30 protein-coding genes are annotated in these 26,642 nt (G+C 64.3%); 22 read left to right on the forward strand and 8 right to left on the reverse strand.

Going from position 1 to position 26,642, the window contains the following annotated elements:
- Nucleotides 1-14: 14 nt before the first annotated feature.
- The 3 genes from O3I_RS24260 to O3I_RS44015 all read right to left on the reverse strand — a co-directional run bounded on the left by O3I_RS24260 (nucleotide 15) and on the right by O3I_RS44015 (nucleotide 2,165).
- Nucleotides 15-761: a TSUP family transporter gene (locus tag O3I_RS24260; protein WP_167829170.1), complete on the reverse strand. Its 747-nt coding sequence runs from the start codon at nucleotides 759-761 to the stop codon at nucleotides 15-17.
- 430 nt (nucleotides 762-1,191) lie between these two features.
- Nucleotides 1,192-1,461, reverse strand: coding sequence for a hypothetical protein (locus O3I_RS24265; RefSeq protein ID WP_014985635.1), 270 nt, complete (start codon nucleotides 1,459-1,461; stop codon nucleotides 1,192-1,194).
- Between the two features lie 131 nt (nucleotides 1,462-1,592).
- Nucleotides 1,593-2,165 (reverse strand): TetR/AcrR family transcriptional regulator, encoded by a 573-nt coding sequence (locus O3I_RS44015; RefSeq protein ID WP_014985636.1) that lies wholly within the window; start codon nucleotides 2,163-2,165, stop codon nucleotides 1,593-1,595.
- A 384-nt stretch (nucleotides 2,166-2,549) separates the two neighbouring features.
- Here O3I_RS44015 and O3I_RS46820 point away from each other — a divergent pair, with 384 nt between their 5' ends.
- A complete protein-coding gene (locus O3I_RS46820; RefSeq protein WP_041564265.1) occupies nucleotides 2,550-3,128 on the forward strand; it encodes a transglycosylase family protein in 579 nt (192 codons plus the stop codon).
- Nucleotides 3,129-3,500: 372 nt separating this feature from the next.
- On the opposite strand, the gene O3I_RS24275 is transcribed toward O3I_RS46820, so the two are convergent.
- On the reverse strand, nucleotides 3,501-4,193 hold the full coding sequence (locus O3I_RS24275) for an SUKH-4 family immunity protein (RefSeq protein WP_081594104.1): 693 nt from the start codon (nucleotides 4,191-4,193) through the stop codon (nucleotides 3,501-3,503).
- A gap of 366 nt (nucleotides 4,194-4,559) precedes the next feature.
- Here O3I_RS24275 and O3I_RS24280 point away from each other — a divergent pair, with 366 nt between their 5' ends.
- Nucleotides 4,560-4,895 carry a histone-like nucleoid-structuring protein Lsr2 gene (locus O3I_RS24280; protein WP_014985639.1) on the forward strand — a complete coding sequence of 112 codons (336 nt, stop codon included), beginning with the start codon at nucleotides 4,560-4,562 and terminating at the stop codon, nucleotides 4,893-4,895.
- A 949-nt stretch (nucleotides 4,896-5,844) separates the two neighbouring features.
- A complete protein-coding gene (locus O3I_RS42880) occupies nucleotides 5,845-6,450 on the forward strand; it encodes a hypothetical protein (RefSeq protein ID WP_014985640.1) in 606 nt (201 codons plus the stop codon).
- Between the two features lie 63 nt (nucleotides 6,451-6,513).
- On the opposite strand, the gene O3I_RS24295 is transcribed toward O3I_RS42880, so the two are convergent.
- Nucleotides 6,514-7,014, reverse strand: a complete 501-nt coding sequence (locus tag O3I_RS24295; RefSeq protein WP_014985641.1) for a hypothetical protein — start codon at nucleotides 7,012-7,014, stop codon at nucleotides 6,514-6,516.
- A 1,262-nt stretch (nucleotides 7,015-8,276) separates the two neighbouring features.
- On the opposite strand from O3I_RS24295, the gene O3I_RS24300 reads away from it, so the two are divergent.
- The 3 genes from O3I_RS24300 (at nucleotide 8,277) to O3I_RS24310 (ending at nucleotide 11,464) form a co-directional block, all read left to right on the forward strand.
- Nucleotides 8,277-9,491 carry a DUF4192 domain-containing protein gene (locus O3I_RS24300; RefSeq protein ID WP_141692145.1) on the forward strand — a complete coding sequence of 405 codons (1,215 nt, stop codon included), beginning with the start codon at nucleotides 8,277-8,279 and terminating at the stop codon, nucleotides 9,489-9,491.
- On the forward strand, nucleotides 9,481-10,737 hold the full coding sequence (locus O3I_RS42885) for a hypothetical protein (protein ID WP_014985643.1): 1,257 nt from the start codon (nucleotides 9,481-9,483) through the stop codon (nucleotides 10,735-10,737). The genes O3I_RS24300 and O3I_RS42885 overlap by 11 nt, the downstream gene beginning before the upstream one ends.
- 109 nt (nucleotides 10,738-10,846) lie before the next feature.
- Nucleotides 10,847-11,464 (forward strand): DUF4192 family protein, encoded by a 618-nt coding sequence (locus tag O3I_RS24310; protein ID WP_014985644.1) that lies wholly within the window; start codon nucleotides 10,847-10,849, stop codon nucleotides 11,462-11,464.
- A 478-nt stretch (nucleotides 11,465-11,942) separates the two neighbouring features.
- Here the strand turns inward: O3I_RS24310 and O3I_RS24315 are convergent, their stop codons facing one another.
- Nucleotides 11,943-12,410, reverse strand: coding sequence for a hypothetical protein (locus O3I_RS24315; RefSeq protein ID WP_014985645.1), 468 nt, complete (start codon nucleotides 12,408-12,410; stop codon nucleotides 11,943-11,945).
- Between the two features lie 178 nt (nucleotides 12,411-12,588).
- Nucleotides 12,589-13,056 carry a hypothetical protein gene (locus O3I_RS24320; protein WP_014985646.1) on the reverse strand — a complete coding sequence of 156 codons (468 nt, stop codon included), beginning with the start codon at nucleotides 13,054-13,056 and terminating at the stop codon, nucleotides 12,589-12,591.
- Between the two features lie 248 nt (nucleotides 13,057-13,304).
- On the opposite strand from O3I_RS24320, the gene O3I_RS24325 reads away from it, so the two are divergent.
- The 10 genes from O3I_RS24325 (at nucleotide 13,305) to O3I_RS24370 (ending at nucleotide 21,874) form a co-directional block, all read left to right on the forward strand.
- Complete coding sequence (locus O3I_RS24325) at nucleotides 13,305-14,093, forward strand: methyltransferase (protein WP_141692144.1); 789 nt, start codon at nucleotides 13,305-13,307, stop codon at nucleotides 14,091-14,093.
- 32 nt (nucleotides 14,094-14,125) lie between these two features.
- Complete coding sequence (locus O3I_RS24330) at nucleotides 14,126-14,698, forward strand: hypothetical protein (RefSeq protein WP_014985648.1); 573 nt, start codon at nucleotides 14,126-14,128, stop codon at nucleotides 14,696-14,698.
- A gap of 55 nt (nucleotides 14,699-14,753) precedes the next feature.
- A complete protein-coding gene (locus O3I_RS24335) occupies nucleotides 14,754-15,992 on the forward strand; it encodes a hypothetical protein (RefSeq protein WP_014985649.1) in 1,239 nt (412 codons plus the stop codon).
- Nucleotides 15,992-16,414 (forward strand): hypothetical protein, encoded by a 423-nt coding sequence (locus tag O3I_RS24340; protein WP_014985650.1) that lies wholly within the window; start codon nucleotides 15,992-15,994, stop codon nucleotides 16,412-16,414. The genes O3I_RS24335 and O3I_RS24340 overlap by 1 nt, the downstream gene beginning before the upstream one ends.
- 65 nt (nucleotides 16,415-16,479) lie before the next feature.
- Entirely contained in the window at nucleotides 16,480-16,881 is a 402-nt protein-coding gene (locus O3I_RS24345; protein WP_014985651.1) for a YraN family protein, read from the forward strand.
- A complete protein-coding gene (locus tag O3I_RS24350) occupies nucleotides 16,881-18,374 on the forward strand; it encodes a YifB family Mg chelatase-like AAA ATPase (protein WP_014985652.1) in 1,494 nt (497 codons plus the stop codon). The genes O3I_RS24345 and O3I_RS24350 overlap by 1 nt, the downstream gene beginning before the upstream one ends.
- A 22-nt stretch (nucleotides 18,375-18,396) precedes the next feature.
- Entirely contained in the window at nucleotides 18,397-18,612 is a 216-nt protein-coding gene (locus O3I_RS24355) for a hypothetical protein (RefSeq protein WP_014985653.1), read from the forward strand.
- A gap of 133 nt (nucleotides 18,613-18,745) precedes the next feature.
- Nucleotides 18,746-20,536, forward strand: a complete 1,791-nt coding sequence (locus O3I_RS24360; protein ID WP_014985654.1) for a ParB/Srx family N-terminal domain-containing protein — start codon at nucleotides 18,746-18,748, stop codon at nucleotides 20,534-20,536.
- 63 nt (nucleotides 20,537-20,599) lie between these two features.
- Nucleotides 20,600-20,995 (forward strand): hypothetical protein, encoded by a 396-nt coding sequence (locus O3I_RS24365; RefSeq protein WP_148282708.1) that lies wholly within the window; start codon nucleotides 20,600-20,602, stop codon nucleotides 20,993-20,995.
- 9 nt (nucleotides 20,996-21,004) lie between these two features.
- Nucleotides 21,005-21,874, forward strand: a complete 870-nt coding sequence (locus O3I_RS24370) for a bifunctional DNA primase/polymerase (RefSeq protein WP_014985656.1) — start codon at nucleotides 21,005-21,007, stop codon at nucleotides 21,872-21,874.
- Between the two features lie 118 nt (nucleotides 21,875-21,992).
- Here the strand turns inward: O3I_RS24370 and O3I_RS46825 are convergent, their stop codons facing one another.
- Nucleotides 21,993-22,118: a hypothetical protein gene (locus O3I_RS46825; RefSeq protein ID WP_272944269.1), complete on the reverse strand. Its 126-nt coding sequence runs from the start codon at nucleotides 22,116-22,118 to the stop codon at nucleotides 21,993-21,995.
- A gap of 100 nt (nucleotides 22,119-22,218) precedes the next feature.
- Here O3I_RS46825 and O3I_RS45610 point away from each other — a divergent pair, with 100 nt between their 5' ends.
- From O3I_RS45610 to O3I_RS44540, 6 genes are all read left to right on the forward strand, one after another.
- Nucleotides 22,219-22,725: a hypothetical protein gene (locus O3I_RS45610; RefSeq protein ID WP_014985657.1), complete on the forward strand. Its 507-nt coding sequence runs from the start codon at nucleotides 22,219-22,221 to the stop codon at nucleotides 22,723-22,725.
- A 4-nt stretch (nucleotides 22,726-22,729) separates the two neighbouring features.
- A complete protein-coding gene (locus tag O3I_RS24385) occupies nucleotides 22,730-23,179 on the forward strand; it encodes a DUF3085 domain-containing protein (protein WP_167829171.1) in 450 nt (149 codons plus the stop codon).
- A 133-nt stretch (nucleotides 23,180-23,312) separates the two neighbouring features.
- On the forward strand, nucleotides 23,313-23,795 hold the full coding sequence (locus O3I_RS24390) for a single-stranded DNA-binding protein (protein WP_014985659.1): 483 nt from the start codon (nucleotides 23,313-23,315) through the stop codon (nucleotides 23,793-23,795).
- Nucleotides 23,796-23,924: 129 nt separating this feature from the next.
- A complete protein-coding gene (locus O3I_RS44020; RefSeq protein ID WP_014985660.1) occupies nucleotides 23,925-24,416 on the forward strand; it encodes a DUF6283 family protein in 492 nt (163 codons plus the stop codon).
- Nucleotides 24,417-24,489: 73 nt separating this feature from the next.
- Nucleotides 24,490-24,960 carry a single-stranded DNA-binding protein gene (locus tag O3I_RS24400; protein WP_014985661.1) on the forward strand — a complete coding sequence of 157 codons (471 nt, stop codon included), beginning with the start codon at nucleotides 24,490-24,492 and terminating at the stop codon, nucleotides 24,958-24,960.
- Between the two features lie 350 nt (nucleotides 24,961-25,310).
- On the forward strand, nucleotides 25,311-26,513 hold the full coding sequence (locus O3I_RS44540; RefSeq protein ID WP_014985662.1) for a hypothetical protein: 1,203 nt from the start codon (nucleotides 25,311-25,313) through the stop codon (nucleotides 26,511-26,513).
- The last annotated feature ends 129 nt before the right edge of the window (nucleotides 26,514-26,642 follow it).

Raw genomic sequence — 26,642 nt, forward strand, 5'->3', positions numbered from 1 at the left:
CAAGTGGCCGCTGGTCACCAGATCTGGAGAATGGCCGCGACCAAGGCGCTCGCCGCTACCGCGCCCCGCAGTAGCAGATCGGGCATCCGTCTAGCGACTCGCGACCCGAGGTAGCCCCCGACGACGCTAGCGACGCCCAAGGCCATCACGGCAAGCCAATCAACAGGGCCCCACAGGACGAAAAGCATTGTCGCGGTAAGGTTAACTGAGAGTACAACCATGACCTTGAGAGCGTTCGCGCGCTGCACACCGCCCATGAGGGTAGTGACATAGGCTGAGACCAGAAGCGGTCCGACACCAGCTCCAAAATAGCCACCATAGATCGCGAGAAAAAAGGTCACTACGATGGCGGCTCGCGGGCGATCGATCGATTCGCCGGTCCTGGAAACCCATTGAACCAGTGATGGGCCCGCAAGAACGAGTACCGCCGCACCAATCAATAGAGAGGGGATCGCCGCCTCGAATGCACGCTCACCGAGCAGCAAGAGCAGCCCCCCTCCCGCCGCACCTCCCGAACCGCCGGCTACAGCCAATCCGAGTGCAATCTCCCTCTCCGATTTCAGCTTGTCTCGATATCCGAGGCTGCCCCCGAGGGTCGTCGGCATCACCATCCCTACAGTATTTGTGACATTCGCCGCCACTGGCGAATACCCTGCCGCCAGGAGGATCGGAAACGACAACAGCGACGGCGAACCAGCTGTGGAAGCTACAACCCCGCACACGAATCCGAGAGGAATCAACAGCAAAACGCCAAAGTCCAACAGCTTAGCTTTCTACTCGAACGATAGAGTCCGAACTTCTCCATATTTAGCAGCGTATAAGCATTATCAACAACAGAAAATGATAATGCTTCCCCACACAGGGAAGCCCAGCGGAGGAAGGGATCGACTCCGAGTACGAATTCAATAGCGTCACCTGCCGAGCCCGCGAGCGATTACCCCTAACCCGGGTCGAATCACCGAGCTTGCGGTACAACAACATTGGCCACATAGCCGAAACCGAGCAGGTACGACCGGACCGCGCCAACTCAATGTGGCGCAACACTCTCGTCCGCGCGCTCGATCTCGCCCTGCGCGCGGCTGCCCCACACGGCGATCAATCAGTCTGGACGTTGACGAGCTACGGGACGTACTCGTTGGCAGCATCCCGAGCGAACAGCCCGGCTGAGTTGAGCAATCCAGTGATCGCGCCCTACATGTACTGCGCAATGTTGCCGACGTGGCGCATACTTGGGGGCACATTGCCGGTTCGAGCGATCTTCGCCAGTTCGCTGGCGGCCTTGGAGAGAGCGTCCATGTCAGGTTCCGCCTCACCGGAAACCAACATCGCGGCTAGTGCCAGGCTGCGGGCAGGGCACCACTCTAAGGTGACGCCACCGCCCTCGCTCACCGCGAAATAGTCGACCTGGACCTTTGCTCCTCGTCGGTCCGGGGCGTTGTCGGTACCCAGATAGGCAGGCAATCCAGCCCACCGCAGCTCGGAAACGACTCGCTCTGCCGCCAGCTGTCGATGCGACAAGACTTCTCGTGACACCCTGAGCAGTCAAGGAACTCACCGGACGCACCGAAACGAGCCACCGGCATATCGCCGCGTTAGCTCGTCGAATACTGGGCGAGCAGCGCGTCGAGTACCGCTCCCGCCTGTTTCGGTGGCCCTTCTGGGCCATAGACCTGAGCGCCCGTATACATACCTTCGATCACCAATACAAGTTGATCCGCGAGCAACTCCGACGCGGACGATGGGGCGCACTCACTCAGCTCGCCCGTAAGCTGACCAACCTGGTCGCGAAACCACCGTTTGCACCCTACTGCCCGCTGATATACCGGCGAGCTACGATCGGGAAATTCCGATAACAGCAGGATCAAAGGACAACCTCGGCCTTCGTGTGTACGTATTTGCTTCGAAATGGCCTCGAACAGTGCGATTATCCGCTCCCGCGGGCTACCGATTTCATTTGATGTGACGTCCGAGAACCATTCTTGATACCGCATGCAAACATCATCTACATACGCCAACAGCAACTCATCCTTTGAGCCAAAAAGGCCATACATGCCTGCGGGAGACATTCCCGCACCAGCTGTGATCTCGCATACCGAAGTAGTTCGAGCACCTTGCCAGTAGAAGAGATGTCTGGCCGCTATCAACACTTGCTTGGTTGTTTTCATTGAGGGACGTGGCATAAGTATCTCACGTTTAGTGATGCCGCCTGCTCAGCCTTGAACGAGGGTCAGTGCTTACACCGGCTCTCGGCGCAGACGGTTGCGACATCACGTCGTACTTCGATCGTGGAAGAAAGTCCGATGCTATCCGCTTCACAGGCCAACGGAACCACACCCTTACCTGTACCGGGAAGAGTTCTATATGCGCACGCCGCCAACATCAGGCCGCTTCCGCCTTCCCAGCCACGGGACTATCAAGGCTAGGCACTGCGTGTCGTGCACTACATTCGGCGGCGACGCTCTGCGAGCCGCAGAGTTGATCGTTGCACTTGAAGATCGTTGGGAATCGGCTGAGCCCGGCCCCAAGTTAGCAAGATTAGGGTGTTGATTATGAGCGGGCGACACCGCAAGAAAATCTCGGACCACCGCGCCCTCGCGAGGATCGCAATCATAGGCTCGGTACTTGGCAGTGGCGGTGCTGCGTTCGCCGGTAACGCGGTAGCCGCGACTCAGCAGGACTGGAATGACCTCGCCGAATGCGAATCGGGCGGCAATTGGGCAACAAATACAGGCAATGGCTACTATGGCGGCCTGCAGATAGCGCCCGGCACTTGGGCTGCCTACGGTGGTCACCAGTACGGCGCGAGCGCTGACAAAGCCACCCCTGAGCAGCAGATCGAGGTAGCGGAGCGGATACTTGCGGCGCAGACCTGGGGTGCTTGGCCAGCTTGTTCGGCATCTTTGGGGTTGCAGAGCAAGGTGGGCGAGCAGGATGGCCCGCAAGATTGGCCTTCGGAGCAGGAAGGGAGCAAGGTCCCCTCGATGACTGATTCCGAGAACAGCACCCAGCCCGACGACGCTCACGCAATCGTTGATCGCATCCACCGCACACTGGCCGAAGCGCAGTCGCTCGGTATCACCGTTCCGCAGCCTGTTCTAGAGGCATTGAATGCAATCACGTTGACGTGAGAGCGGCAGTAGCTATTCCAGGACAGCGGTATTGGATTCGAGGCGTTGGCGTTGCGGTCGGCCGAGAAAGAGCTGCCTTTGATACCGCACAGCTGGCAGCATGTGCTCGGACAGGCCACAACCAAATCTCCACGTTGGGCTGAGTGGGGTTCTCCACGCCGCCGAACACTTTCGTTGCTTCGGAGCTCAGGAAGTTCGGTACCTCGACGGACGTTCTCATTCTCACTGAGCAGCCGCGACATACTCCGGGTCACCACCAGTAGAGAGATTAGCCTGACTCAAAGGCGCGGCGCTGCGTCGACTGAACTCCCATCGGGCGACTTCGCGAACTGGGCAGTTCCAACTCCTGCCAGTCCTGTTCGGGTTCAATTTCTAATCTATCGAGATGATGAGAGCACCATGCCCGGGGATGCCGAGCGTCCATTGCTCGAACTCCGGCGGCCACCACGAGTCGCTAGCGAGTGCTGGGGGGTCCCATAAAGCCAGTGTTTGTTGAGCTTCCTCCAGTATTACGATGAGAGGCTTGAGCGCGATCAACCGGCTCATTTGACTATACAGACCTTGCCCTGGGAGGGTTTGGAAAATGTCGCGCGATTTCCTCACAGTCTGGTCGATACATCCAGAGAAGGCGATGAATCGAACGATGTCACTATTCACGAATATCAGTTCTGGCCGTACCATACTGTCTGATATCGCCCAGATCTCATGGGTCGATTTTTCTATCCCAAAGACCCAACCGGCACTATGATGCATGAATACAAGAAACTGGCGGTCTGCAACCAAGATCGGAGCCAGCATCTCCCCGCCCGTGCATTTCGAGTAATTTCCTTCCGCGAACGAAATATCGATGGGCAGGCCCATTGTACACAATGCGTCGACTGTCGACTCATCCAATTCTGCCAGCGATTGCGAAGAAACAAGCTCCAGTCGCCCGTTCCATAATGCACGTATTGATGCAGCAGTCAATTGACCGACTTCACTACCATTTGAAATGTTCGACAAGGATATCTCCATCATTTCATCATTCAGTCGCCGTAGATTGCTCATCGCGCGGGTAGTCGTCACTCCCTTCGGCGACCTCCCTTGTCGTTAAATCTGCGCCGAAGCTCCACGGCGCAGGCCTGGTCTGCGAGGTCCGTGTCCATCGTTTCGGTGCACCGCATCCGGTATGTCACTCATCTGACGCCGTCCTCGGATTGTGATCGGCTGCGAGGCCCGATCGACCAACGGTCGTGTCATCCTTACCTAGCGAAAACGATCCCGCTGTGGCCGCATCCAACCTATACACAGACGCTCGTATTCGGACTTCCCACAGGTGACGACTGTGCGCAATCCGGTCATCGGCGTGCCGGACGCGCGGCGGACTGGATTCTGCTCGTGTTCGGATTAGGCTGGCGTTTCCCGGTTTCGGACTGAACAGAAGGAGTTGTTGTGGCGCGCAAGGTGACTGTCGAACTCGTGGACGACTTCGACGGCGAATCCAAGGCCGAAGATACCGTCCGGTTCGGCATCGACGGGGTCGAGTACGAGATCGACCTGTCGGCGAGGAACGCGGAGGAGTTGCGTGCGGCGCTGGCACCGTGGACCGAGGCGGCACGCCGGGTCGGCCGGGCGCCACGGGGTAAAGAGGGCAAGGGGCGCTCGGTGCGCGATCGTGAGCAGACCGCCGCGATCCGGGAATGGGCGCGGCAGAACGGGGTCGAGGTGTCGAGCCGCGGCCGGATCGCCGCCGAGGTCGTCACCGCCTACGAAAAAGCGGCCGGCTAGGCTGGAGTTCCGAGTCTTGCGGACATCGGGGCGGGTTGCGCGCGAACGCGCGCCGAGCGGCGTGAACACGCTCGATCTGCTCAACGACCAACGCCATCGAGTACTGACGCCAGTTCGTGGCACGAACCCGCGGCCATCCTCCTCGGGTACATAGGCGGTCGATCAGAAACGCAGTGTGCGACTTGGACTGTGCCCGTACTAGTTTCGGTACTGTGCACCGAACCAGCGGGGTTGTTAAAGTCCCAGCGAGGAACGGTCCTACCCACGGTCACCTCGGTGGCCGAAGCGGCATTTCCCGAGTCCCGCGTGGGTGTCGGCACCAGACGCCGACAACGCCTGACCGCCGTACCGCAACGACTACGGGAGCAGTCGTCGCTGGCAGTCCAGTTGGCAGGCACGACAGGCCGCAGGTTTCTCTAGCCCTCGACCTTTACGAGGAGCTAAGGAGACTCGCCGCTGACCCTCAAACAGGGATTCAAGGCCACGCGGGACATCTCATCACTTCCCAAAGTGCCCATAACCTGCGGTCATGGCGAATTGCCATGACCGGAGACTTCCCAACGTATTCCATCCAAACCACGAGGGAAACCATGGGACGTGTGAAGTCTGCCCCGCCCGCTCCACTGCGATGCACAGGTCACCAGCGCTGCGCCTGCACGGGTTTCGATCTTGTTGAGAGCCCGCATGCGCGGAACCAGTTTGCGCTCCGAACACCGTTGCACCCGACATCGTGCACTCCCCCGTCGAGTGGCGAGGAGCCCGTCGAACTGGGGTCTGCAGGTGATCCTGGGCGCCGCAGTGCCCGTCGAGAACCTGTGTGACTCTTCGCCTCTCTCGACATCCCACCGCGGAGAGTGTTCCATGTCACCAGGAGTCTTCGTTCTACCCAGAATCGGCCGCCGTCGGGCACGAGCTCAACCAGCCTGGCGCTCGAAAGGAGAACGCTCACATGGACATCGATATCTCGTGTCCACATTGCCTGCGGATCGACGCGATCCAGAACGTGGAAGCACTTCGCGCTGAAGGCATATCCACCAGCTACAGCACCGCCAACTACACCGGTGTCGGTGTGTCCACCACAGGACTGCTGCCGGTGATCGGCACCGCGGACATTCAGCGAACTCACGTCACCGCGCTCGCCAAGAGGCTGGCCTTCGCGCCCGCACAGCAATCGGCCGCTCGTCTGGTGTCGGTCGGACTCCTGCTCGTGTCCCCGGCATTCGTCATGCTGATCCTCGCGGCACTGGCCGCCTCCGAACCTCGTGAATCCGGACTCGTAATCACCATCATCCAAACCCTCATGGCACTCGTATTCATGGCCACACCCGGCGCTGTCGTTCTGGCGCTCGCGGCGCAGCGAATTCGTCGTAACAACAGGATCGCCCGAGGGCGCCCCGCTGCATATGCGGTGTGGCGCTGCGCCTTCTACTGCTTTCGCTGCAATGTTGTCTATTGGCCGTCCGCACCGGCCGCTGGCCTGCCGACCCGCCAGGCCCTTTCTTTGGACCACTTCCGCTGGTACGTCTGGAATACCGGAGGCTACCTGAATGTCTGAGTCCGAATTACGACGAATCGCTGCACGACGCAATCGGGCCGTCCTCACTGCGACTCGTCTCGCTTACCGGACGTTGTCGCGCTGGCGTCGATAGTCTCGTTCCTCGTCCGCGTCGGTCGCGATTCGGCTATCTGCTTCTCTGCGTCCGGTGATGGTGTCGAGCGGAGCCCATGCAGCCGGGGCCGTACGCGCTGCGGCGATCAGCCGCCGCGCTTGCTGGGTGGTGATTTCGAGCAGTTCCGCTACGTCCTCGTCGGATTGACCTTGCTCCCGTAGAGCGGCTGCCGCAACGGCTTGTTGTGCGCGATGTTTGCCGATCTCGGTGTCTGCGAGGGTCTTCAGTTCCTGAATTTTCTGCTGACAGGTTTCGATTTCCTGATCACGTTTGGTCTCGCAGTCGGTGATGGCCACCCACGACGCGATGTATTTCTTTACCGCCTCGGTGATGGACTTCTCGCGTCGGCGCGCTTCGGCGCGGCGCGCCAGGACCCGTTTCCGGGTCCGGTCCAGGCGTTGCTGGGCTTCGGGGTGGCGGGTTAGACGGGGCGAACCTGGATTCGGCATGGCGAGACTCCTGCTGCACTGCCCACCTGGTTCTCCCGCTCACCAGCCTACCGGCGGCCCTTCCGTATGCCACCCCCGCTGTTTCGGGGGCAGCGGACGGTAGGCCGCACGCCAGACTCCTATCGAGGCTTGTTTCAAAGGGCAGCGTCATCAAGACGGTGGGTTGCCCACGACAACCGCCGCCCCCCTTTGGCCGAGCTGCCTCGCTGCCGAGGGCTCCCTCTGCACTCTCGCGACACGGAATCAGTGTTCGAACGCCTTGCATCGTCTACAAGGTCACCGACAGCGTCGTCTGGCGAAGGCAGGGCCACCCCGATGCTCCGCCGGGCCGCCACCGCGATTCGGTCCGGGCTGGTAATCACGGCACCGTCGCGAATTCGTTCTGCACGACCAGGCGGTCGGACTTGCGCCGTGGCTGGTCGCTGACGTCAACCTCGACTAGCGACCGGGGTGGGGGTCGCAGAAGTCTTCGGGTTGGAGGAGGCTGCCCTCGCGGGCAATGCGAGCCCGCTCCTGGGTGACGCACTCCTGATACTGCAATCGCTGATCCCGGGTCGTTTTCGTGGTTCGCGCTGATAGCCCCGGTGATGAGCGAACACAGCGCCGCGATCACCACGAATACGACCACTCCCACCCGCCGCGCCGGCACGGCGTCCACCGCCGACGCCGAGCCCGTCGGGTGGGAGCAGTGCATGTTGGCACCGACGTCTCGATTCCCGTGATCGAGACGTTCGAAGGCATCTGCCACCATGGATTCCCCTCTTGCCGGTTCCGCTGTGCCGGAAGCACTATCGCGGGCTCGACCTGGAAAATCGTTAACACATCCTTCTGACGGCCAGACCTCTACGGACACGTCGCCCATCGGCCGTGTTTGCGGCGTCTCCCGAGATGGACTGCTGGACAACCGATCAGTGAGAATTGAGCTATCTCGGTCGATGCCGCTCTGAGCTCCCATTGATCAGACAACCAATGTCGGCCAACGTCTCTGGCCGCCTTTCGTGTGTTGCCGTGTTCACCCCGAACTGGGTTGTGCGCGTTCGCGATTGCGTCCAGGCCGCTGAGGGATAGCCAGTTGGTGCCGCGAGGCGGAACAAACTTCGGCCTGCAGTTGGAAGTACCGGGCTCGTCTGGCCGTCAACCGATTCCAGCTCACCGGCACATCGGCTTCTCAGCTGTGTGGACGGGCGTGTCCGAGCCTGTCCGCGGCACAGGTCGCCACCCACCTCACCCATCGAGTGCTAGTCGAAAGGAAGTGCAGTCCTATGCACGACGAGTCAACCACCCAGACGCCTGGAGCGACCGAGCATGTCGCTGCTGGCGCTGATCAGAGTTCGACGGCGAAAACCCTTGTCTTGGTCGGTGATCCGGGTGAACTGATCGCTGGGATTCCCGCCATGATCGGGTTCCCGCCGCAGCGTTCGCTGGTCGTGCTCATCCTGCGGCCGGTCCACGAGGGCACCTCCGTGCTCGTCGATGCGGTGATGCGGATCGATCTCGATCAGGACGAGGGCCGCACCCCGTTGCGGGCCACCACGGTGGCCCGTTGCGTCTCACAGGTCGCCGTGCACGCAGACCGAGTGACGGTGCTCGCGGTCGTCGTCGATGACCGGGTGACAGAACCGAGAATGCCTGCGGGGGATATCGGCGAATCGTGCAGGGCTGGACGATTCGAGAGACTTGTCGCCGATCTCGCCGAGCGGCTCACTACCGCGGATATCGAGCTCGCAGCGGCATGGGCGGTGCAGGCAATCGAGCCCGAGCAGCCATGGTCGACCTTGGTCGGGCCCGCACGGGCAGGGGTCTTGCCAGATCCCGCCGATTCGGCGATCGCTGACGGTGCGAAGGTCGTCGGTTCGCGCGCTGAGCTCGAGGCCGCGGTGAGAGCCGATGTCGAACTGCAGCAGGAAGTGTCCGTACTGCTGGACGCTGCCCTGGCCGCCGGCCGCGACCGGCAAGCCCGCGCAGCACAACGTGACGATCCCAGCTCCTACTGCAGGCGGTCCCTGGAATATGTGTTGTTGCAGGTAGCCAGTATCGAGGCCGGTGGGCAGTTGATGGCTCCGGAATTGGCGGAACTGGCTGTCGCCCTGCGTGATAGAGCGGTACGTGATGTGATGTTCGCGCTCGCCGTCGGCGAGCACGCGGCGGCTGCCGAAACGTTGTGGTCGATCATGGCGCGGGCTCAGTCGGGTCGCGATCGTGCCGAGGCCGCGGCGTTGCTCGCCTACAGCGCCTACGTCCGCGGCGACGGCCCCGTGGCCGGCATCGCCCTGGAGGCCGCCCTGGGCACCGACCCCGAACATCCCCTGGCCACGCTGCTCGAAACTGCCCTGTCCATTGGGATGCGGCCGGAAAAGATGACCCGGCTGGCTCACAGCGGCTTCGAGGCTGCCACCGATCTCGGCGTCGACCTGGGTGAACCGTCACCGTCGATACCGCACGGATCCGCTGACCTGGAGTCACACGATGGCCGATGAGACCGAGGGACTCTTCACTCTGCCAACGCTTTTCGATGACGGATCGATACCGGTCTGCTGGTCCTACGGCATGGGTGTCGAGAGCACCGCCGGTATCGTCCGCACCCTGCTGGAGCCGGGATTTCGTCCACCGCAGCTACGCGATGATCTGTCGAACCTGATCGTCATGGTCGCCCAAACCGGCGACGAGTGGACCAGCACCTGCGACCTCGTCACCGCCCATGTCCTGCCACTACTGCGCGAGCGAGCGATCAGATTCGTCGAGGTCGCTCGTGCCGGCCCCTCAGCGACGGACGGGATCGTAGTACTGCAAGACTCGCGGCGCCCGCAACGACTACATCCCGATGCCGACGAGCACGGCTTCTACGCGCTCAGCGCCGAGCACCGCGCCAACGGCGTCCTTCCCACCCTCGGCGGCACAAGGACGTGTTCGGCCAAGTCCAAAGGCATGCCTTTGGATCTCTGGCGTGCAAAGCATTTGGGTCACGGACCGTATGTGCACGCGATGGGATTCAATGCTGATGAGTCACGCCGGATCGAGAAGGATTCCTCGGTCACGATGGGTGGTCAGCGGCAACCAATCTACCCACTGCACGAGGCAGGCTGGTCCCGGGCCCGCTGCCATGGCTATCTGTTCGGGTTGTTCGGTGTGTGGTGGCCCAAATCGTGTTGCCGCCAATGCTGTTTCGTTTCCGTACCCGGCTGGCCCGAGCAGCTCGAACGGTACATCGCAGCGCCAGCCGAGGCGTTCAAGCATCTCCTCGACGAGTACGTCACCCTCGCGCTGAATCGCAATTCCGGGCTATTCGGGCCCGGCAAGTCGTTGGCCGATCGGCTCCGCCGCGACGGCGCCGATCACGTCCTCGCACTGGCTGCGGCCGAGCTCGATCGGTGCGGGTGGGCGGTCTATCGGGTGCGGCGCTGCTATAGCCGCCCCGCGACGGCGTGGCGCTCGGTCGAGACGATCTATCGCGGTAGTCGCGCCGCGGCTTCGCGGTTCCTCACCGAACTCGGTGTCCACCTTGGCATCTGCCCGCACGATGACGGCAAGCACACGCGGGTGTGGCTGACCGAGGCGTCGATCACCTTTCCACGGCTGGAGGAATTCTTCGTCGCCGCACCGGATTCGGTCCTGCCCAAACAACGAGCCGGCTTCGACAAGCGCTGGTACAGCCATGCTGATTCCCGGCTCGCCGCCTTGGAACTGGCTGCGCACGACCTCTACTCGTCCCCAGACGCGGCGTGATCGGCGTGCAGCGGACTCCGTGGCGGACCGACCGGAACCCGTTGTGTCGCAACTTCGGTGTTGATTGTCCTGCATGTGCTCGCTGGTCCATGGAAGGAGTTGGTCAGCTATGTCGTCTCCACGATTCGATCCCGCCGCGTTGATTGCCTCGATGCCGGCCTCGCTGGGCTACGATCCGCAACGTCGGATTGTGCTCGTACTATTGAACACCGGCAGCGAGGACCGAAACCTGGGCCGCAGCGCGGTCGCGTCCTTCGCTTTGACCGACCCGGTCGCTGCGGAGGTCGTGCGCGTGTGCGATGCCGCACGCCATGTCGGTGCCTCCTGCACTCTGGCGATCGTTGTCGATGACCGTCTGAGCGACTCGCTGTCGTGCACGACACTGGATTACGAACTCACGGTGCTGCTCGCCACGCTGGCCGGCGGTCTCGATCATGCCTGTGCCCCGCTGACACATCTGTGGATGACCACGGCAATCACCGCCGGTTCGCCATGGTGGTCGCTCACCGACACCGCCGATCGTGGTGTTCTCCCCGATCCGCAACGAACAGCCGCTGCCTGCGACCGCAGCGCCGAGGGCTACACCACCTACGCGTCCAGACAGGCCCTGCTCGAGGCGGTGTCTCCGGATCCGCGACTGGCCGCCGAAGTCGAGAATTTGACGCCGAGACAGTTCGCTGAGTTGGCGATGGTGTTGACCGAGCATGGTGACGGTAAGGATGCGTGACACGGGCAGCCCGAAGAGGCGGACCAGGGCCGCGACGATCCTCGCTTCGAGGAGAATGGTGTGGTCGTTCAGCAGCCCCAACCCTGCGCGCGTGGCGTCGTGTACCGGACACAACCACCCGTCCTGGCGGCGTCCGTGGGTGAAAAACCCTGCCAAACAACCGGATTCGCCGGTACGTAGTGTGATCTGGCCGGTCGCCTCGGGCAGCAGCACCAGAGGTTCGGTGTGTGGCAACTGGGGTCCAGACCAGCCCGGGAATCGACGTCGACGAGGTTCCTGCCAGCATCGCCACGAGATCGGGATGCACAGCGTAGGTGATGCGGTCTCGGTCCCACAGGTGATAGACACTCGCGGCCGCGAACTCGCCGGCCGCCTGCGCACAGCGGGGCGGATCCCACGCCGGATCGGTTGGCGTGCCCGAGCCACTCGACTCCGGGGCTTTGATCGTTCTGGGCATGGCAACGCGCCTTCTGTCAGATCAGATCCAACCTTCAGCCGGAGTTGGCATGGGCGGCGACGTAGTCGGTCCAAGCATTGGTGGCGTATCCCTGCCACTCGACGAGTGTTGCATCAAATGCAATTCGGCCCATTCCGCGATAGCCCACCGGCGCAGCCCGTCGCCGTAGCTACCCCACTCGTCGATGGCATCTTCTGCCGCGAAGCTGTCGAGAGGCACGTCGTCAGCGAGTATCCGAGTCCTGTCCACCTCGACCTGTTCGTATGTGGCCAGCCGCAAGTGTGGACACCATCGATTCGCGAGCGTCAAACAGTCGCGGTGCAGTGCTGCACCGCTGACGACTTCGCCGTCCGGCTCGACGACTACCCACGCTCTCGCGGGTAGTTCCAACCCGCACAGTTGGCAGAGCCATTCAGCCTGGCAGCGAAGAAGCCGCGGCGTGTCGACCGTGGCCCACCACACGTCCTCGATGTCGAGCATGAAGGTCACCCACGGTACGGGCATCCCGTCGGCACGCGGCCTCGGCAGGCCGGGAACATGTCCGTCTTCCCGGCGACCTTCGCCCCGGTGCGCTCGAAACTGTGGCTCGGTCGGAACACCGGACCGGTTGTCCCCGTTTCGATCCAAGCGTCCGGTTAGGTCATCCTGGGACGCGACGTGCGGTATGTCAGCTCCGGATGTGCCGCGCATCCGCTACCTGTGTCGTAGCCCGGCGATCATGACGGGTCTGGGTCGGATGTTGCGCGCGTGCCGGGTCTGACTTGCGTGCTGGTGCGGCGGTGGAGGAGAACACGGTGGCGTGGTCGATGCCGGTGGCGTCTGCGATTTCTCCTAGGTAGGCCGGTAGGGCGAGCACCCACGCGGTGGGCAGGCTCGGATCGAACTGTCGCGCAGTGCCATCCAGCACCATGCCGCGGTGCAGCGTGACGTGATGGAAGAAGGCGAGGATCTTCTCGGACCGGTCACACCATCCCGCGATCGTCACCGTGTCGGCGTCCAGGCCTCGCTCGCGCAGCCTGGCGGTGACCTGTCCCGCGACGGTGATGCAGTCCCCGTCCCGAGGGTTGTCCAGTGCGAGCGGCGTGAGGATCGCGGCGAGCGCCGAACTCGTCTCCGCGGGGATGTGATCTGCCACCAGATCATTGTCCAGGATGGCGCCCGCCCCGTCGTCCCTAGACGCGAGTTCGTGACCATGCTGCGCGGAATTCGTCTGAGACAAGCCCTGCTCTCACCACCCAGCCAGGTCGAGTGCCGCTGGTCTCGAAACAGCCGTTTCACTCGAAAGTCGAGTCCAGTACGGATTCGGCCTGTCTTGTCAGGAGGTGATTTGCGATGGGCAAGTTGGGGCGTGTGCGAGCTCGCGCGCATCGTGAGGCGTGTGCGTTGGTCGATCTTCGCCGGGATCTGAGCGAGGACGAGAAGTTGTTCGTGCTCACCCACTATCAGGAATCGACCAGCACGACTCAGTCTGCGGATGGGGCGTTCTTCACCCCGCTGGGGTTGGCCCATGATATGCGTATCGAGGTCGTCGGTACTCGAATCCTCGATCTCGGTGCGGGTATCGGCGGGCTGGCCTTCGCATGCCGCAATCCCTACGGGCAAGCCAACGGTGAACCGGCGCGGGAACTGGTGTGTGTCGAACGGAACCCCGAATTCGTGCGGGTCGGGATGAAGGTCGTGCCCGAGGCGACGTGGTGGTGTGGGGATCTGCTGGGTTTGCACCGGCAACGGATGCGCTCGTTCGACACCGTGATCGCCAACCCGCCCTTCGGGCACGTCGCCCGCACCGCGGATGGTCCCGGCTACCACGGTCCACGCTTCGAATACCACACGATCGCGGTGGCCGCCCAGCTCGCTCGCCACGGAGTGTTCCTGATCCCGCAGACCTCGGCACCGTTCCGATACAGCGATCGCCCCCGGATGGAGCACGACCAGGGTGACGCCGAGTATCACCGCTTCCGGGCCGGGACCGGTATCACCTTGCACGCCAACTGCGGCATCGATACCAGCTACTACCGCGACGACTGGCACCACCCGCCGCCCACGACCGAGATCGTCACCTGCGATTTCACCGACACCGCTCGCGCGCGCCGGCGCCGCTCTCAGGCCACGGTCACTCAGATCACTCACGCGTTCGCCCGGCCGGGCTGGCCCGACCGGGCCGCCAGCTGAACTCCGATCACGAGAAGGGACATCGATCAGCCATGCCTATACCAGCTTTCACCGTCGACGAGCACGCCAACTCCACTATCCACGGCAGCGCCTATCACCTGTTCCCCACCGATGACGCTCCGGTGCGGGGGCGGGTGTTTGTCGACATGGCCGAGCACACCGTGATCATCGACGGCCGTCGTGAGTCGCGTCCGGCGGTCGAGTTCCAGTTCTTCGGACTTCAAGTCGATGGCCGCCCGCTGGGAAACCCGCGCTGCACCAGCGCATTCCACCCGTTCTCGATCGGGGTGGGTTCCATGGTCAGTCTCGGCGAACCCGGTGCGCTGCGGCTGCACCTGGGCCAGCGGGTGACCGATATCAGCGACACCGTCACCGGCCTGCTCACCGATCTGCTCACCGCGATCAGCGTCGAGTTCCTCACCGACTATCGCGTCGCGCGCCATCGCCACTGGGCCGCCGAGCAGCTGCGTGTGCAGGCCAACAGCCTCCACGACCAGGCTCGTGTCCTCGAACAGCAGGCCAAGCGCGCAGCCCTGCACGCGCAAGCCCACGCCGAAGCCAGCTACGCGCTGCTGGCCTCGACCCACACCCCACTGTCTGCATGAACGCGCGCAGATATCGAGGTTGTTTCCCGAATCCTCTTCCCGAGTAGGAGTTCTCATGCCGATCCCGACTACGGTCCGTCACGCCGACCTCGCTGATCTGGTCGCGTTGCTCAACCGCCAGCAGGCCGCCAAGGTCGATATCGTCGCACCCGCCTCGGCGCTGCGCGCGCGTGACGGTTTCCTGGATCTGTCCGGGGTCGCCCCGGTCCTCGATGAACGCGGTGTCACCGATGTCGAGGGCCGCTACCGCCCGACCGCTGCCGCGGATTCCCATATCGGCACCAAACTCAAAATCCCCGTGGGCTATCTGAAGTGGCTGCGCGAACACCGCCGTACCGACCTCTACGATACCAACGTCAACGGGCTGCTCCACGGCCCCCTCAACGCACCCGCGCTGACCGACGCTGATGACCGGTCGTTTCTGTTGCGGCTGTTCACCTCCGGCGCTGCGGGTGAACCCGGCGTGCTGCGAGCGTTTCTGTCGGATCGCTACGGGATCATCGACAACCTCGACGTGCTCTCCGCGGTCCTGGACGGGATCCGGGAAGCCGACGCCGATGTGGAAGTGCGTTCGTGTGATCTGAGCGAGTCCAGCATGCACTGCAAAGTGTTCTCCCCCAAGGTCTCCGCACTCGCACCAGGCTTCCTGGCCAACTACCGCAACCCCTTCGACAACCCTGAACTGGAGACCGAACGCCGACGCGTAGCCGGTGAGATCGATCGGTGGCGCCGGGCCGCGGCCCGCGAAGGCCAGGGCTACCGCCCGGGCACCGAACCGGTGGTCTTCGCCGGGTTCCGGTTCTCCAACTCCGAAATCGGCCACCACGCCGTGACATTGAAACCGGAGCTGTTCATCAGGATCTGCGGCAACGGACTGACCCTGCCGTTGTTCTCCTACACCAAACGCCATCTCGGCGACAAACTCGACACCGGCACGATCGGCGGCTGGTCCCAGGACACCTACCGCAAACGGCTCTCGGTGATCACCGCCGAAACCCGCGACAAAGTGTCGGAATGGCTGTCCCCGCAATTCCTCAACTCTCGTGTCGAGGAACTCGAACGTCACGCCACCACTCCGGTGACCAAACCCGACCGCGCCATCGAGGTCATCGCCAAACAGCTCGGATTCAACGACGACGAACGTGCCGGGATCTTCGCCCACTTCATCGCCGGCGGCCAGCTCACCGCTGCCGGGATCGCCCACGCGGTCACCAGCTACAGCCAGACCATCCCCGACCCCGACCGCGCCGACACCCTCGATGACCTGGCCCTGCAAGCAATGAGCCTGCTCTGATGGCCACCTTCACCGTCATCGGCCTGCTGATCAGCAAGCAATTGCGGCTTGCCGCCGTCATCCCTGGCACACCAACGTTCGACGGTCCGCACCCTGATGCCGTCGATTCCCAACCTTGGTATTGCGTCGTGCAAGCACCATCGGTTGGCCACGCCGAGGCCGCCGCCCGGTTCCTTTACAACCACAACATCGTTCTCGACACCGTCACTGCGTGCGGGCTGACATTGGATTCCGTCGTCGTTGATACCTGCGGGACCGCGCGGCCGGTGATCGCGTTGCGTCGCGACTGCCAGGAGGTCGAGGTGTGGTTCGAGACCGCCCTCGCTATCCCGATCGACCCCGACCGTCCCGACCTCGCCTTCGACCTCCACGCCGACGTGCTGGTCCTACCACCGGGCGCCGAGATCCCGGCGATCTCTTGAGGTTTCGCGACACGTTGGTCGAATCAGATTGTGCCCCAACACCTACCGACACAGGAGGGTTATGCATGGCTCGCGCTGAATGCAATCAGGGCAACACGACCGTCGACGGCCCCGACCCCGCCGACGGCGCTGTGCCATTACCGACCGTGGGAACTGACGTCGACGTCGCCGCAGAGTATTTGCGCCGTCAGGGCTTCACCATCGTCGCGACGTCGTGGAGATGCCGATATGGCGTGCTGGACGTGATCGCGCAGGACGAGAAGTACACGGTGTTCATCCGCGTCACCGATTCCTCACTACCACCCCAGGATTGGTCGTTCGCCGCGCGTCAACGTCATCGCCGTCTTGCCTTGCTCTGGCTGGCCGAGCAGCACGAGCCGGTGTGGCAGTTGCGCTTCGACGCCGTCACGGTGGACAGGGCCCAGGATCGAACTCCTGTCATCACCCATCACCTGGCGGTGTGCTGATGACGATCGCGGCGGCCCGTTTCGTCGTGGTGCCTGGTGCGAGCGGCCATATCGCCGAGATACATGCCGATCTGGGTCAGGGCTTGCCCTCGGTCACGGTGATCGGTGATGAGTTGATGGCCCAATCGCGTGATCGCGTGCGGGCGGCGATCGCCAATTCCGGTGAGCAGTGGCCCGATGCCCGGCTCGTCGTCACGTCCTCGGCGCCGGTGATCAGTGGAGGTGGCGGCCATGATCTGGCGTTGGCGGTAGCGGTGCTGGCTGCGGCCGGAGCCATTGCCGCCCAATCCGATTCCGGGACAGTGTTCATCGGTGAGCTGTGCCTGGACGGGCGACTGCGCGGTGAGCGCGCGATCCTGCCCGCTGTCCTGGCCGCGCGCGACAGCGGCTGTCGCAGCGTCGTCGTACCCGCTGCGGCTTTGGCTCAGCTCGTCGAGGGCATCGATATCGTCGGGGCCCGAGATCTGCGGTCGGTACTGGCGTGGCTGCGCCACCAACAGCACCTACCCGGACCTGACCGCGTCGAGCTCGACTATCCGCCCCCGGCAACGGATCTGGCCGACCTCGCTGGCCACCCCTACGCCAAGTGGGCTCTCGAGGTCGCCGCCGCCGGGGGCCACCACCTCGCCGTCGTCGGCCGACCCGGCTCAGTCAAGACAATGCTGGCGCAATGCCTGCCGGGCATCCTGCCGCCCTTGACCGACACCCAAGCACTCGACGTCGCGGCCATCGCCTCGGCCGCCGGTGATCTCGACCGCCACCCCGCCTCCCGGATGCCGCCTTACGTCGCACCCCATCACTCCACCTCTGTGACGGCCATGCTCGGCGGCGGATCCGCCGCGTCGCCGGGAGCGGCCTCACACGCCCACCACGGTGTGCTGTTTCTCGACGAGATCACCGAACTGAGTTCGAGGGTGCGCGAAGCACTGCGGGTACCCCTCGATGAGGGCCGGGTCCGTATCGGCCGCGCGGGGCTGACAGTGAGTTATCCAGCCCGGTTCCAGCTGATCGTCGCCGCGAGTACGTGCCCCTGTTCGGCGGTGCGCGCCGGTGATTGTCGTTGTTCCCCGCAGACCCGCCGGCGTTACCTCAGCCGGCTTGCCGAGCCGTGGGCCGACCGGCTCGACATCTGGGTTGACCTGTCCCCCACGGTATCCCAACTCGATACCGGGGTCGCGGAAACCAGCGCGGTCGTGCGCGACCGAGTGGCTGCGGCACGCGCCGCTGCCGCACAGCGGTGGCACGCGCACGGCTGTCTCCTCAACGCCGACGTGCCCGCAGATGTTCTTCGCCAGCAATTCCGGCTCCCGCAATCCGTCCTCGCCCCGATCGAGACCGCGCTGCGGACCGCTCGCCTTTCCGCACGAGGCTCTGATCGTGTTCTTCGCCTGGCCTGGACATTGTGTGACCTGCGCGCCGGCACCACTCCCAACGAGCACGACATCGCTCACGCAGTGATGCTGCGTCAACGCACGCCACTGTCCCATCAGTGAACGCCGATACAGGAGGTTAGACATGGCCGAGACCATCACCCGTGCCGAGTTCGAACTCGCCGAGCACCTCGGCGCCGCCGGAGCGACGACCGTGCTGGGCGAGGCCACGATGACCCGCTGGCGCGCCCAGAATCCGGACTGGCACGGCAAGCACTGGACCTACACCGACCCCGACGCCGATGGCGTGCGTCATCTGCGCCCCATCAACGTCGCCCCGCGCCCCAAGTCTTCGCCCTGACCCCGGCTCGGCATCCACGCCCTTCCCCACCGGTCGATGCCGTACACGACCCACCCATATCCCGGCCAGGCAGGCCCTGGACAGCCCCGACGCTGTCCGGGGCCTGCCTGTTTCACGAGAGGAGCCCGTTTCGATGCCCACCGACACCGCCGAACCGACCGCCGTTGCGGAGTTGGAGAACCTGACCGATCTCGACGCCACCGCGCCCACCGCCGACGATGCACCCATCGAGGCCGACAACGCAGGCCCACCGGTGCCCAGTAAGGCCGGTGTTCTCGAGGACAAGCATCCGGCTGAACTGGTGATCGCCGCCAACGTGCGCGAGAACTTCCATCTCGAGGATCACCCCGACTACACCGAGTCGATCCGTGAACACGGTGTGATGGAACCGATCTGGGCGATCCGGATGCCCGATGGGCGACTGGTAGTGCGCAACGGCCACGTCCGCACGTTGACGGCGCTGGCGTTCGAGCAGGACTCGGTGCCGGTGCGGATCACCGAGTTCGACCCGGCCGTCGATGCCAAGGAAGCAGAGATCCTGCGGGTCTTCGACCAGATCACCACCAACACCTATGTCCCACTCACCGAAGGTGACATCGCCGGAGGAATCGCGCTGGCGCTCGAGCTGGGTGCCTCCCCGACCCGGATCGGGAAAGCACTGCAAAGGAAACGCGCCGAGGTGAAACTCGCAGGCAAGATCGGTGCCTCCCGCACCGCGCGAGGTCTCATCGACAGCAACCAGCTCGATTTCGAGCAGGCCGCGATCCTGGCCGACTACGAAACCCTCGGCGACACCGACGCGGTCCAGGAACTGCTCAACGTGCATCGCAGTCACTTCCACTACACCGCCAAACGCATCGCCAAAGACCGCGAAGAGCAGCGCGCCTTCCTCGCCGCCGCGCTCCCGTATGCCGAGATCGGATGCGGTGTACTCACCGGTGATCATCCCGAGGTCGCCGCCGGACCCGAGCTGGTACCCGTGACCGACATCCTCGATGGCGACGGCGCGGCGATCGGTCTCGAGCACATCCAGGCCGATCCCGAAGGGTGGCTGGTGTGGATCGAACTCGATGAGCACCAGCAGGTCGTCGAACGTGACACCGGGGCCGTGGTCGACTACGCCACGGTCGATTGGCAGACCGCCGGCAGCGCTGACAAGACGCCGCGGGAAGGGCTGCGGCACGCTGATGAGGTCGAACGCCGCGATCGCTGGCTCGTCGAATTCTGGCTGCCCGCCGAGCAACTCGACGCCCGCGGATGGCGCCGAGTCAGTGCGGATCTCGACGAATCTGTCGACGTCGACGGCTCCGGGGCCGACACCGCCGTGTCCGACGAGGCGAGCGCGCACAGGCGTGCCGCGGCCGAAGCCAAGGCTGCCGAGGATCGTGAGGCCGAGCGCCAGGCTCGTCGGCGTGTGCGCGAACTCAACAAGCAGGGTGAGGCGGCCAAGGAGGCCCGCGTGGAGTTCCTTGTCCTGTATCTCAAGCGCAAGACCACCCCGCCCAACGCGTGGAAGTTCATCGCCCAAGCACTGGCGAACAACTCGACGCTGCTCGGGGAGTACAACGCGTTGGACAACGCGTTCAAGCTGTTGGGACTCGAAGGCGGCAGCTGGCGCCGTCACGAACTGGTCGAGGCGATCGAGTCGGCGAAACCGCCGCGCTGCCTGGTGATCGTGTTGGCGCTGGTACTCGGGGCCTACGAGAAGCGCACCGGCCGCGACTGCTGGCGATTCTCCGACAAGGGCGTCAAACACTACATGAGCTTCCTCGCCGAGATCGGCCACCAACTGGTCCCGGTCGAACTCGCCGCCGCAGGCACGCTCGACTACGAAACCATCGACCTCGACAACCCCGTCCAGATCGTCGACCTGGACCAGGATGCCGATCCGAACGAGGCCGCCGACCTCGCGCAGGCCGCCTAGCCGACACCCACCACGAGGGCGGCTGCCGCCGAAGTTGTTGCCGCCCACGGTTTCACGGTCAGCATGCGGGCCGCCGCCTATGGATGTGGCGGCCCGCAGGTCGTCTCATCGGAGACGCTGATGAATATCACCGAGCACCCCGTCATCGACAACGTCACCGAAACAACCCGCGGTTATCGCGCGCGGGCGTTGTGTCTGGTCGATGACCAGCCCGCCGACATCGTCATCGACATCGACACGATCTGCCCGTCGCGGTCGCGCTACCGGGTCGATCTGTTCGACCAGATGCGGCTGGGCTGGTCGCCGCTCTTGCGTGCCGGCGCCGAGGACTTCGCGCCCCCGCTCCATACAGACCCGGACGAGCGCACCGTCGCGGCGTGCCAATCTCTGGTCAATCGGCTTCACGACGCCGCCGAGTGGATCGTGCGCACCGCACGCGAACTCGGGCCCCGCTGGTAGAGGCCGCCGATGACTCTCACGACACCACATACCGACCCCACCGTTGTCGAGTCACCGCTGTCGGCGGCCCTCGCCGTCGCCGAACGAGGGTGGTCGGTGTTCCCACTGAGCCCCGGCCGCAAGAAGCCTCCGATCTTCAAGAACTGGCCCCGCCATGCAAGCACCGATGCCCAGCGCATTCGCCGGTGGTGGTCGTGGAACCCGCGGTTCAACGTCGCGATCGCGACCGGTATCAGCCAGCTCCACGTCATCGATCTCGACGCCGCGCACCTACGTCCACCAGCTGGATGTTTCGGCGATGCCCTCGCGGCGCTGTCGGCCCGCCTGCCCGAGCCCGCGCCGAGCACGTTCACCGTCGCTTCCCCGCACGGCTGGCACCTGTACTACACCGCGCCGGTCCAGCCCGAGTTGTCGTGCACGGTCGGGCGCATCGGGCAAGGCATCGACTCCCGAGGCCACGGCGGATACGTCGTCGCACCCGGATCGATCACCACGGATGGTGCCTACCGCGTCATCGCCGACCGGCCCCTCGCCGAGTTGCCCGATGCGCTGATCACCCTGCTACGGCCGCCACCCCCGCCACCCCCACACCAGTTGACCCACCGGAGCGAGCACCTCGATGCCTATCTCGCCGCCGTCCTCGACCGCGTCACCCATCCCCCACCGCACACCCGCAACCTCACCGTGTTCCGGGCCGCGTTGACGCTGGGCCGCCTCGTGGCCGGCGGCGAACTCGACCAACACCACACCCGCGCCATGCTCACCGCTGCCGCGGCCGCACACATCGGCGTCGACGGATTCACTGCCGCCGAGCTCGACCGGGCGATCAGCAACGGATTCCGTTACGGCGCTCAGCATCCCCGTCACCTGCACCACTGAACCCACAGTGAAGGACCCCATGCCCGACTACCGCGTCATCTGGCACATCGATCAAATCGACGCCGACACCCCGGTCGGCGCGGCACTGGAAGTACTCCGCATACACCGCGATCCCGACTCAATAGCGACAGTCTTCGATGTCCACGACAGCAACGGTGCCCGCTATCGCGTCGACCTCGATGAACACCTCCCAGTCCCCCGTCATCGTGCGCGCACCGTCGACAACACCGCGTCGCAGACTCACCGCCTGGTTCGCCGACCGCCTAATCTCGTGGGCTGGGGCCCTCGACTGCCCGCCAGACCACCGACCCGCTGTGTTCGCGCCCATGAAAGGAACAGCATCGATGGACTCGATCGACCTGTGGTTCCGTGTGTCCGAAGTTCGCCCGATCGCTGAGCACGCCGTCGCCTCCACCGAACACGCCCAGTCATTGAGCCAGCAGCTCGACAACGAGCCCGCACAGCCGTCGCTGATGTGGGCCAAAGATGACGGCTGCTACCTCATGAGCAACGGGGAACCCCAGCAACTCACCGACCCCGACAATCCGGCAAGCGGCATGAAATCCGCCTACGCCGCCGGCTGGGGTTCGGGCACGCGCGCTCTGCTCGGCCAAACACTGGTCGGCAGTAACGACTTCGAAGAACATCTGCCCTTGCACGAGAAACTCGGCGGCGGCGCGACGCTGATCGAGCGCATCCGCGCCTACGAGGAAGCAGATGGCTGGCTGGTCATCACTGTCACCACCGACAGCAACCAGATCTCCTTCAGCTCACACCCACCAGCCAAGAACTCCCTGCAGCGCCGATCGCACACGTCGCCCAACCCACTCCGTCCTAGCGAGAGGAGCTAGTGCAGTGAGTTCTATTGAGCTGTGGTTTCGTCTGAGTGAGGTCGCCCCGCTTGTGCAGCACGCGATGTCGGCGTCCGAGCACACCAAATATCCCGACCCGGACGATGATTCGCCCGCGGTGCCCTCGCTGATCTGGTCCAAGGACGACGGCACGTACTTGCTCAGCAACGGGCGGCCCCGTCTGCTCGCCGACCCCACCCGGCCCGAGGGAATGGCACGAGTCGCCTACGCCCAAGGATGGGGTCCCGGTACCGGCCCGGAACTCGGCTCTACCCTCGTCGGCGGTGACGACTTCACCGAATACATCGACCTCACCGAGGATGTCGGCGGCGGAGACCAGCTCAGTGATCTCATCTGCAAATACGCCGCGCTTGACGGCTGGATGATCTTCACGGTCCGGCCGGGGCAGTTCAGTGTCTCCTTCGAACCGTCGAATCCCAACTCCCACCGCTGACTCGGTTCGTCCTCACATCGCACTCGCCCCGACCAACACTCCGGTCAACCCGATCGGGTTTGCGGGTGGGTTTCCAAGGCCACCGGCCACCGCCGATCTGCTCAACCATCTAAACCGTTAGGAGATTCTCATCATGGCTACAGATCCGATCATCACCGTCTCGGGGAACCTCGTTGCCGCGCCCGAACTCCGATTCACCGCCGCGGGCACTCCGGTCGCGAACTTCACTGTCGCTTCCACCCCGCGTCACTTCGACCGCCAATCCAATGACTGGAAAGACGGTGAAGCACTGTTCATGCGTTGCAACGCTTGGCGCGTGCTCGCCGAGAACCTCGCCCAGAGCCTCGACCGCGGCTCACGGGTGATCGTGACCGGCCGCCTCAAGCAGCGCAACTACGAAACCCGCGACGGCGAGAAACGCTCCATCGTCGAGCTCGACGTCGACGACGTCGGCCCCTCGATGATGTTCGCCACCGCCAAACTCACGCGCGTCTACAACAACCCCGCCAACGACGTCAGCAATACCGGCGGCAGCGACGACCCGTGGGCTGCCACCGAACCTCGCGAACCAGCCTTCGCCGGCGCGAGCGCCACCGACGAGGCACCGCCGTTCTGACCCTCCGGCTCGCTCTGGCCGGTCAGCGGCCTGCCAGAGCGAGCATCCGGTCACACTCAACTTTCGAATACACCACGATGCGAAGTACTACCCGATGACAGAATCAGCGACGGAAAGGAGAGCCATCCAGTGACCGATCCAGCCACCCCTGACATCGACCCGACCGAAGTGTCCGACGTCATGGGGCCACCCGCACCGCGTCCCTGCAGCTCTTGTCCTTACCGACGCGACGTCCCCAGCGGCATTTGGCACGCCGACGAATACGCGAAACTGCGCAACTACGATCAAGACATGGCCGAACAACCACCCGGCTTGTTCCAATGCCATCAAACCGACGCCCACAGCGACCTTCGCCGCCTATGCGCCGGATGGGCAGGCTGTCACGGCGACAACCTCCTCGCACTGCGATTGGCCCTGATCCAACAGCGCATCAGCGCAGGCACATTCGAAGCCGCAATCAACTACCAGTCACCGACACCACTGTTCAGCTCCGGAGCCGAAGCCGCCGACCACGGGCAAGCCGACATCCACCGGCCGTCTCCCGACGCCGTCAACGCAATCGACAAGATCAGCCGACGCCGGTCCGACATGATCGACACCTGCACAGATCCCGGCACCTGACAGCACGCCTTCGCCAGCTCACCTTCCACGACCAAGAACTCCGGCATCACCAACGGTCGCGCCTGAGCACTTAGTGCAGATAAGGAACATCACTCACACACCGGAACTCGTCATCACCCCGTCCGGGGCTGCCGTCACCAATTTCACCGTCGCCTCGACCCCACGCTACTTCGATCGCTCCACCAACGAGTGGAAAGACGGCGAAGCGTTGTTCATGCGCTGCAATGTCTGGCGAGACCAAGCCCAACATGTCACCGAGACACTGACTCGCGGGGCCCGGGTGCTCGTCTCGGGTCGCCTCAAGCAACGCAGCTACGAAACCCGCGAGGGCGACAAGCGCACCGTCGTCGAGCTCGAGGTCGACGAGGTCGGCCCGTCGCTGAGGTACGCGAGCGCCAAGGTCACCAAGACCGCCCCGCGTACGGCGTGGAGCGAAACAGCCAACGTCACGGCCCGGGCGGGGGCCGACGACCCGTGGGCGGCAATGGGTTCGCGCGAACCTGCCTTCGCTGGGGCCGGCGCGGCAGACGCACCCGGCTTCTGACTCCTTCCCTCGTGGTGCGCCCGGCTGCGCCTGGCGCACCACGGGGTCTTCGAGTGGGCAGGGATGCCCTGCTGTCCGGTCGTCCAGCCCGAACGAGGGCTACCAGAACGTCGGCCGGCACGGCAGGGCCCGCGCCCGGCATCACCGAATTTCCCCGTCCCGTCACCGATGGATTCTCCGGTCGGGCACGGAAATTCGGTGCTGCACGCCCAGGCGCGTTCCCTACCGCGCCGTCCGCCGCCCTGGTTGAGGCCGCCCTCAGGCTGGCCGCCCGGCCAGCCGACCATCCCCCGTGGATCGTCACGGTCACACGGGGCTGGTTCCTGTCCGCTCGTCCGAAGGGAAATTCGATGACCAGCACCGAATCACAGACCTTTATCGACGCGCTCACCCACATCGACTGGCAGCTCGAGGCCGGTCGCCATGCCCAGGCCCGCGAGGAGTTCGAGCGCGCGCTCACCACCCTCGCCACTGCCGAGGACCTGCAGCGGCTCACCACCCTGGCCGACACCTTCGCCAAAGAGCCCTACGTGATCGCCCGCGCGCGCCTGCGCTCGCTGTGGCGCAAGTCCGACCCCGAGTTGCAGTCCTGGCTCAACACCTTCGTCTCCCAGACCGACCCCGGCCTGTATCGACCCGTCGAGGACAAGCCGCGCTGGATCACCACCGTCCCGATCACCGCCGTCAACTGGAAGGTCCGCCGCATGGTCGCCCGCGACCCCAACCGCATCTCGTTCCGCTCCCCCTCGGTCGCCACCGAGATCAGCGCCGAGATCGCCCGGGCCAAGCCCGAGCACATCGCCGCACTCAAAGCCAAGCGCCGCCCGCTGCGTGAACCCCGTGTCGTCACCGACTACATCCGCACCCGATTCCTGCGCGACACCCAACCCGCGCTCGAACCCTCGGCATGGGATCGCAACTACGTGCGCCAGGTCGCCGAGCAGATCCTCGTCGAACGCGACCGCGCCGGGCTGCGCACCCGCGACAGCTTCGACCCCTTCTCCATCGCCTGCACCCGCACCGGCATCAACGTGCGCGACGACGACCGACCAGCGTTCCAGGCCAACGGCAACGGCCTGGACTACGACGGCACCACCGTGCCGCCGTTGCAGGGCTGGATCTGCGTGTACTGCTTCGGCGAACGCTCCTGCTCCGACCACTTCCGCACCGACACCGCCGGACAGCGCGTCAGCGACGACGGGCTGTGCGAGTACTGCCACGACAACGGCCGCCCCGGAATCGCGGCGCTCCCGGCCGGTTTCACTCTCGTCGAGGAACTCACCGCCTACTGCCAGTATCTCACCGACCACTACCCCGCCATCGCGCCCACACTGCTCGACTCACTGCGTGAGCGATCCACCGGCGTCGTGCGTGGACTCGTCCTGGCCTACCTCGACCACCAGCACCAAGTGAACGAACCGTCACCCGTCACAACGTTGACGCCGGTGGCACTGCGCCGGGCACGCTGCCGGTCCTGCTACGCCACCGATCGCCTCGTCGACACCCACGACCTGTGCGAGACCTGCCGCGGCCACTACCGCATCGCCGCCTGATCCTCGCGCACCGCCCGCACCAGACCGGGCAACCAGTCCCCGGTCCGCCGCAGTGACCACCCCTGCGGCGGACCGGCCACCACCCGTGGTCTCGGCACACCCCGGCGCGCGGAGATCTGGCGGCGGTTG

It is taken from the genome of Nocardia brasiliensis ATCC 700358, from assembly GCF_000250675.2.
In the GTDB taxonomy this organism is placed as follows: domain Bacteria; phylum Actinomycetota; class Actinomycetes; order Mycobacteriales; family Mycobacteriaceae; genus Nocardia; species Nocardia brasiliensis_B.

Coding starts and splice junctions, on each gene's coding strand:
- O3I_RS44540 (WP_014985662.1), top strand. CDS start 25,311: ATGACCAGCACCGAATCACAGACCTTTATCGACGCGCTCACCCACATC.
- O3I_RS42880 (WP_014985640.1), top strand. CDS start 5,845: ATGGACATCGATATCTCGTGTCCACATTGCCTGCGGATCGACGCGATC.
- O3I_RS24370 (WP_014985656.1), top strand. CDS start 21,005: ATGACTCTCACGACACCACATACCGACCCCACCGTTGTCGAGTCACCG.
- O3I_RS45610 (WP_014985657.1), top strand. CDS start 22,219: ATGGACTCGATCGACCTGTGGTTCCGTGTGTCCGAAGTTCGCCCGATC.
- O3I_RS24355 (WP_014985653.1), top strand. CDS start 18,397: ATGGCCGAGACCATCACCCGTGCCGAGTTCGAACTCGCCGAGCACCTC.
- O3I_RS24330 (WP_014985648.1), top strand. CDS start 14,126: ATGCCTATACCAGCTTTCACCGTCGACGAGCACGCCAACTCCACTATC.
- O3I_RS24360 (WP_014985654.1), top strand. CDS start 18,746: ATGCCCACCGACACCGCCGAACCGACCGCCGTTGCGGAGTTGGAGAAC.
- O3I_RS24335 (WP_014985649.1), top strand. CDS start 14,754: ATGCCGATCCCGACTACGGTCCGTCACGCCGACCTCGCTGATCTGGTC.
- O3I_RS24390 (WP_014985659.1), top strand. CDS start 23,313: ATGGCTACAGATCCGATCATCACCGTCTCGGGGAACCTCGTTGCCGCG.
- O3I_RS42885 (WP_014985643.1), top strand. CDS start 9,481: ATGGCCGATGAGACCGAGGGACTCTTCACTCTGCCAACGCTTTTCGAT.
- O3I_RS44015 (WP_014985636.1), bottom strand. CDS start 2,165: ATGAAAACAACCAAGCAAGTGTTGATAGCGGCCAGACATCTCTTCTAC.
- O3I_RS24310 (WP_014985644.1), top strand. CDS start 10,847: ATGTCGTCTCCACGATTCGATCCCGCCGCGTTGATTGCCTCGATGCCG.
- O3I_RS46820 (WP_041564265.1), top strand. CDS start 2,550: ATGAGCGGGCGACACCGCAAGAAAATCTCGGACCACCGCGCCCTCGCG.
- O3I_RS24350 (WP_014985652.1), top strand. CDS start 16,881: ATGACGATCGCGGCGGCCCGTTTCGTCGTGGTGCCTGGTGCGAGCGGC.
- O3I_RS24365 (WP_148282708.1), top strand. CDS start 20,600: ATGCGGGCCGCCGCCTATGGATGTGGCGGCCCGCAGGTCGTCTCATCG.
- O3I_RS24340 (WP_014985650.1), top strand. CDS start 15,992: ATGGCCACCTTCACCGTCATCGGCCTGCTGATCAGCAAGCAATTGCGG.
- O3I_RS24345 (WP_014985651.1), top strand. CDS start 16,480: ATGGCTCGCGCTGAATGCAATCAGGGCAACACGACCGTCGACGGCCCC.
- O3I_RS24295 (WP_014985641.1), bottom strand. CDS start 7,014: ATGCCGAATCCAGGTTCGCCCCGTCTAACCCGCCACCCCGAAGCCCAG.
- O3I_RS24300 (WP_141692145.1), top strand. CDS start 8,277: ATGCACGACGAGTCAACCACCCAGACGCCTGGAGCGACCGAGCATGTC.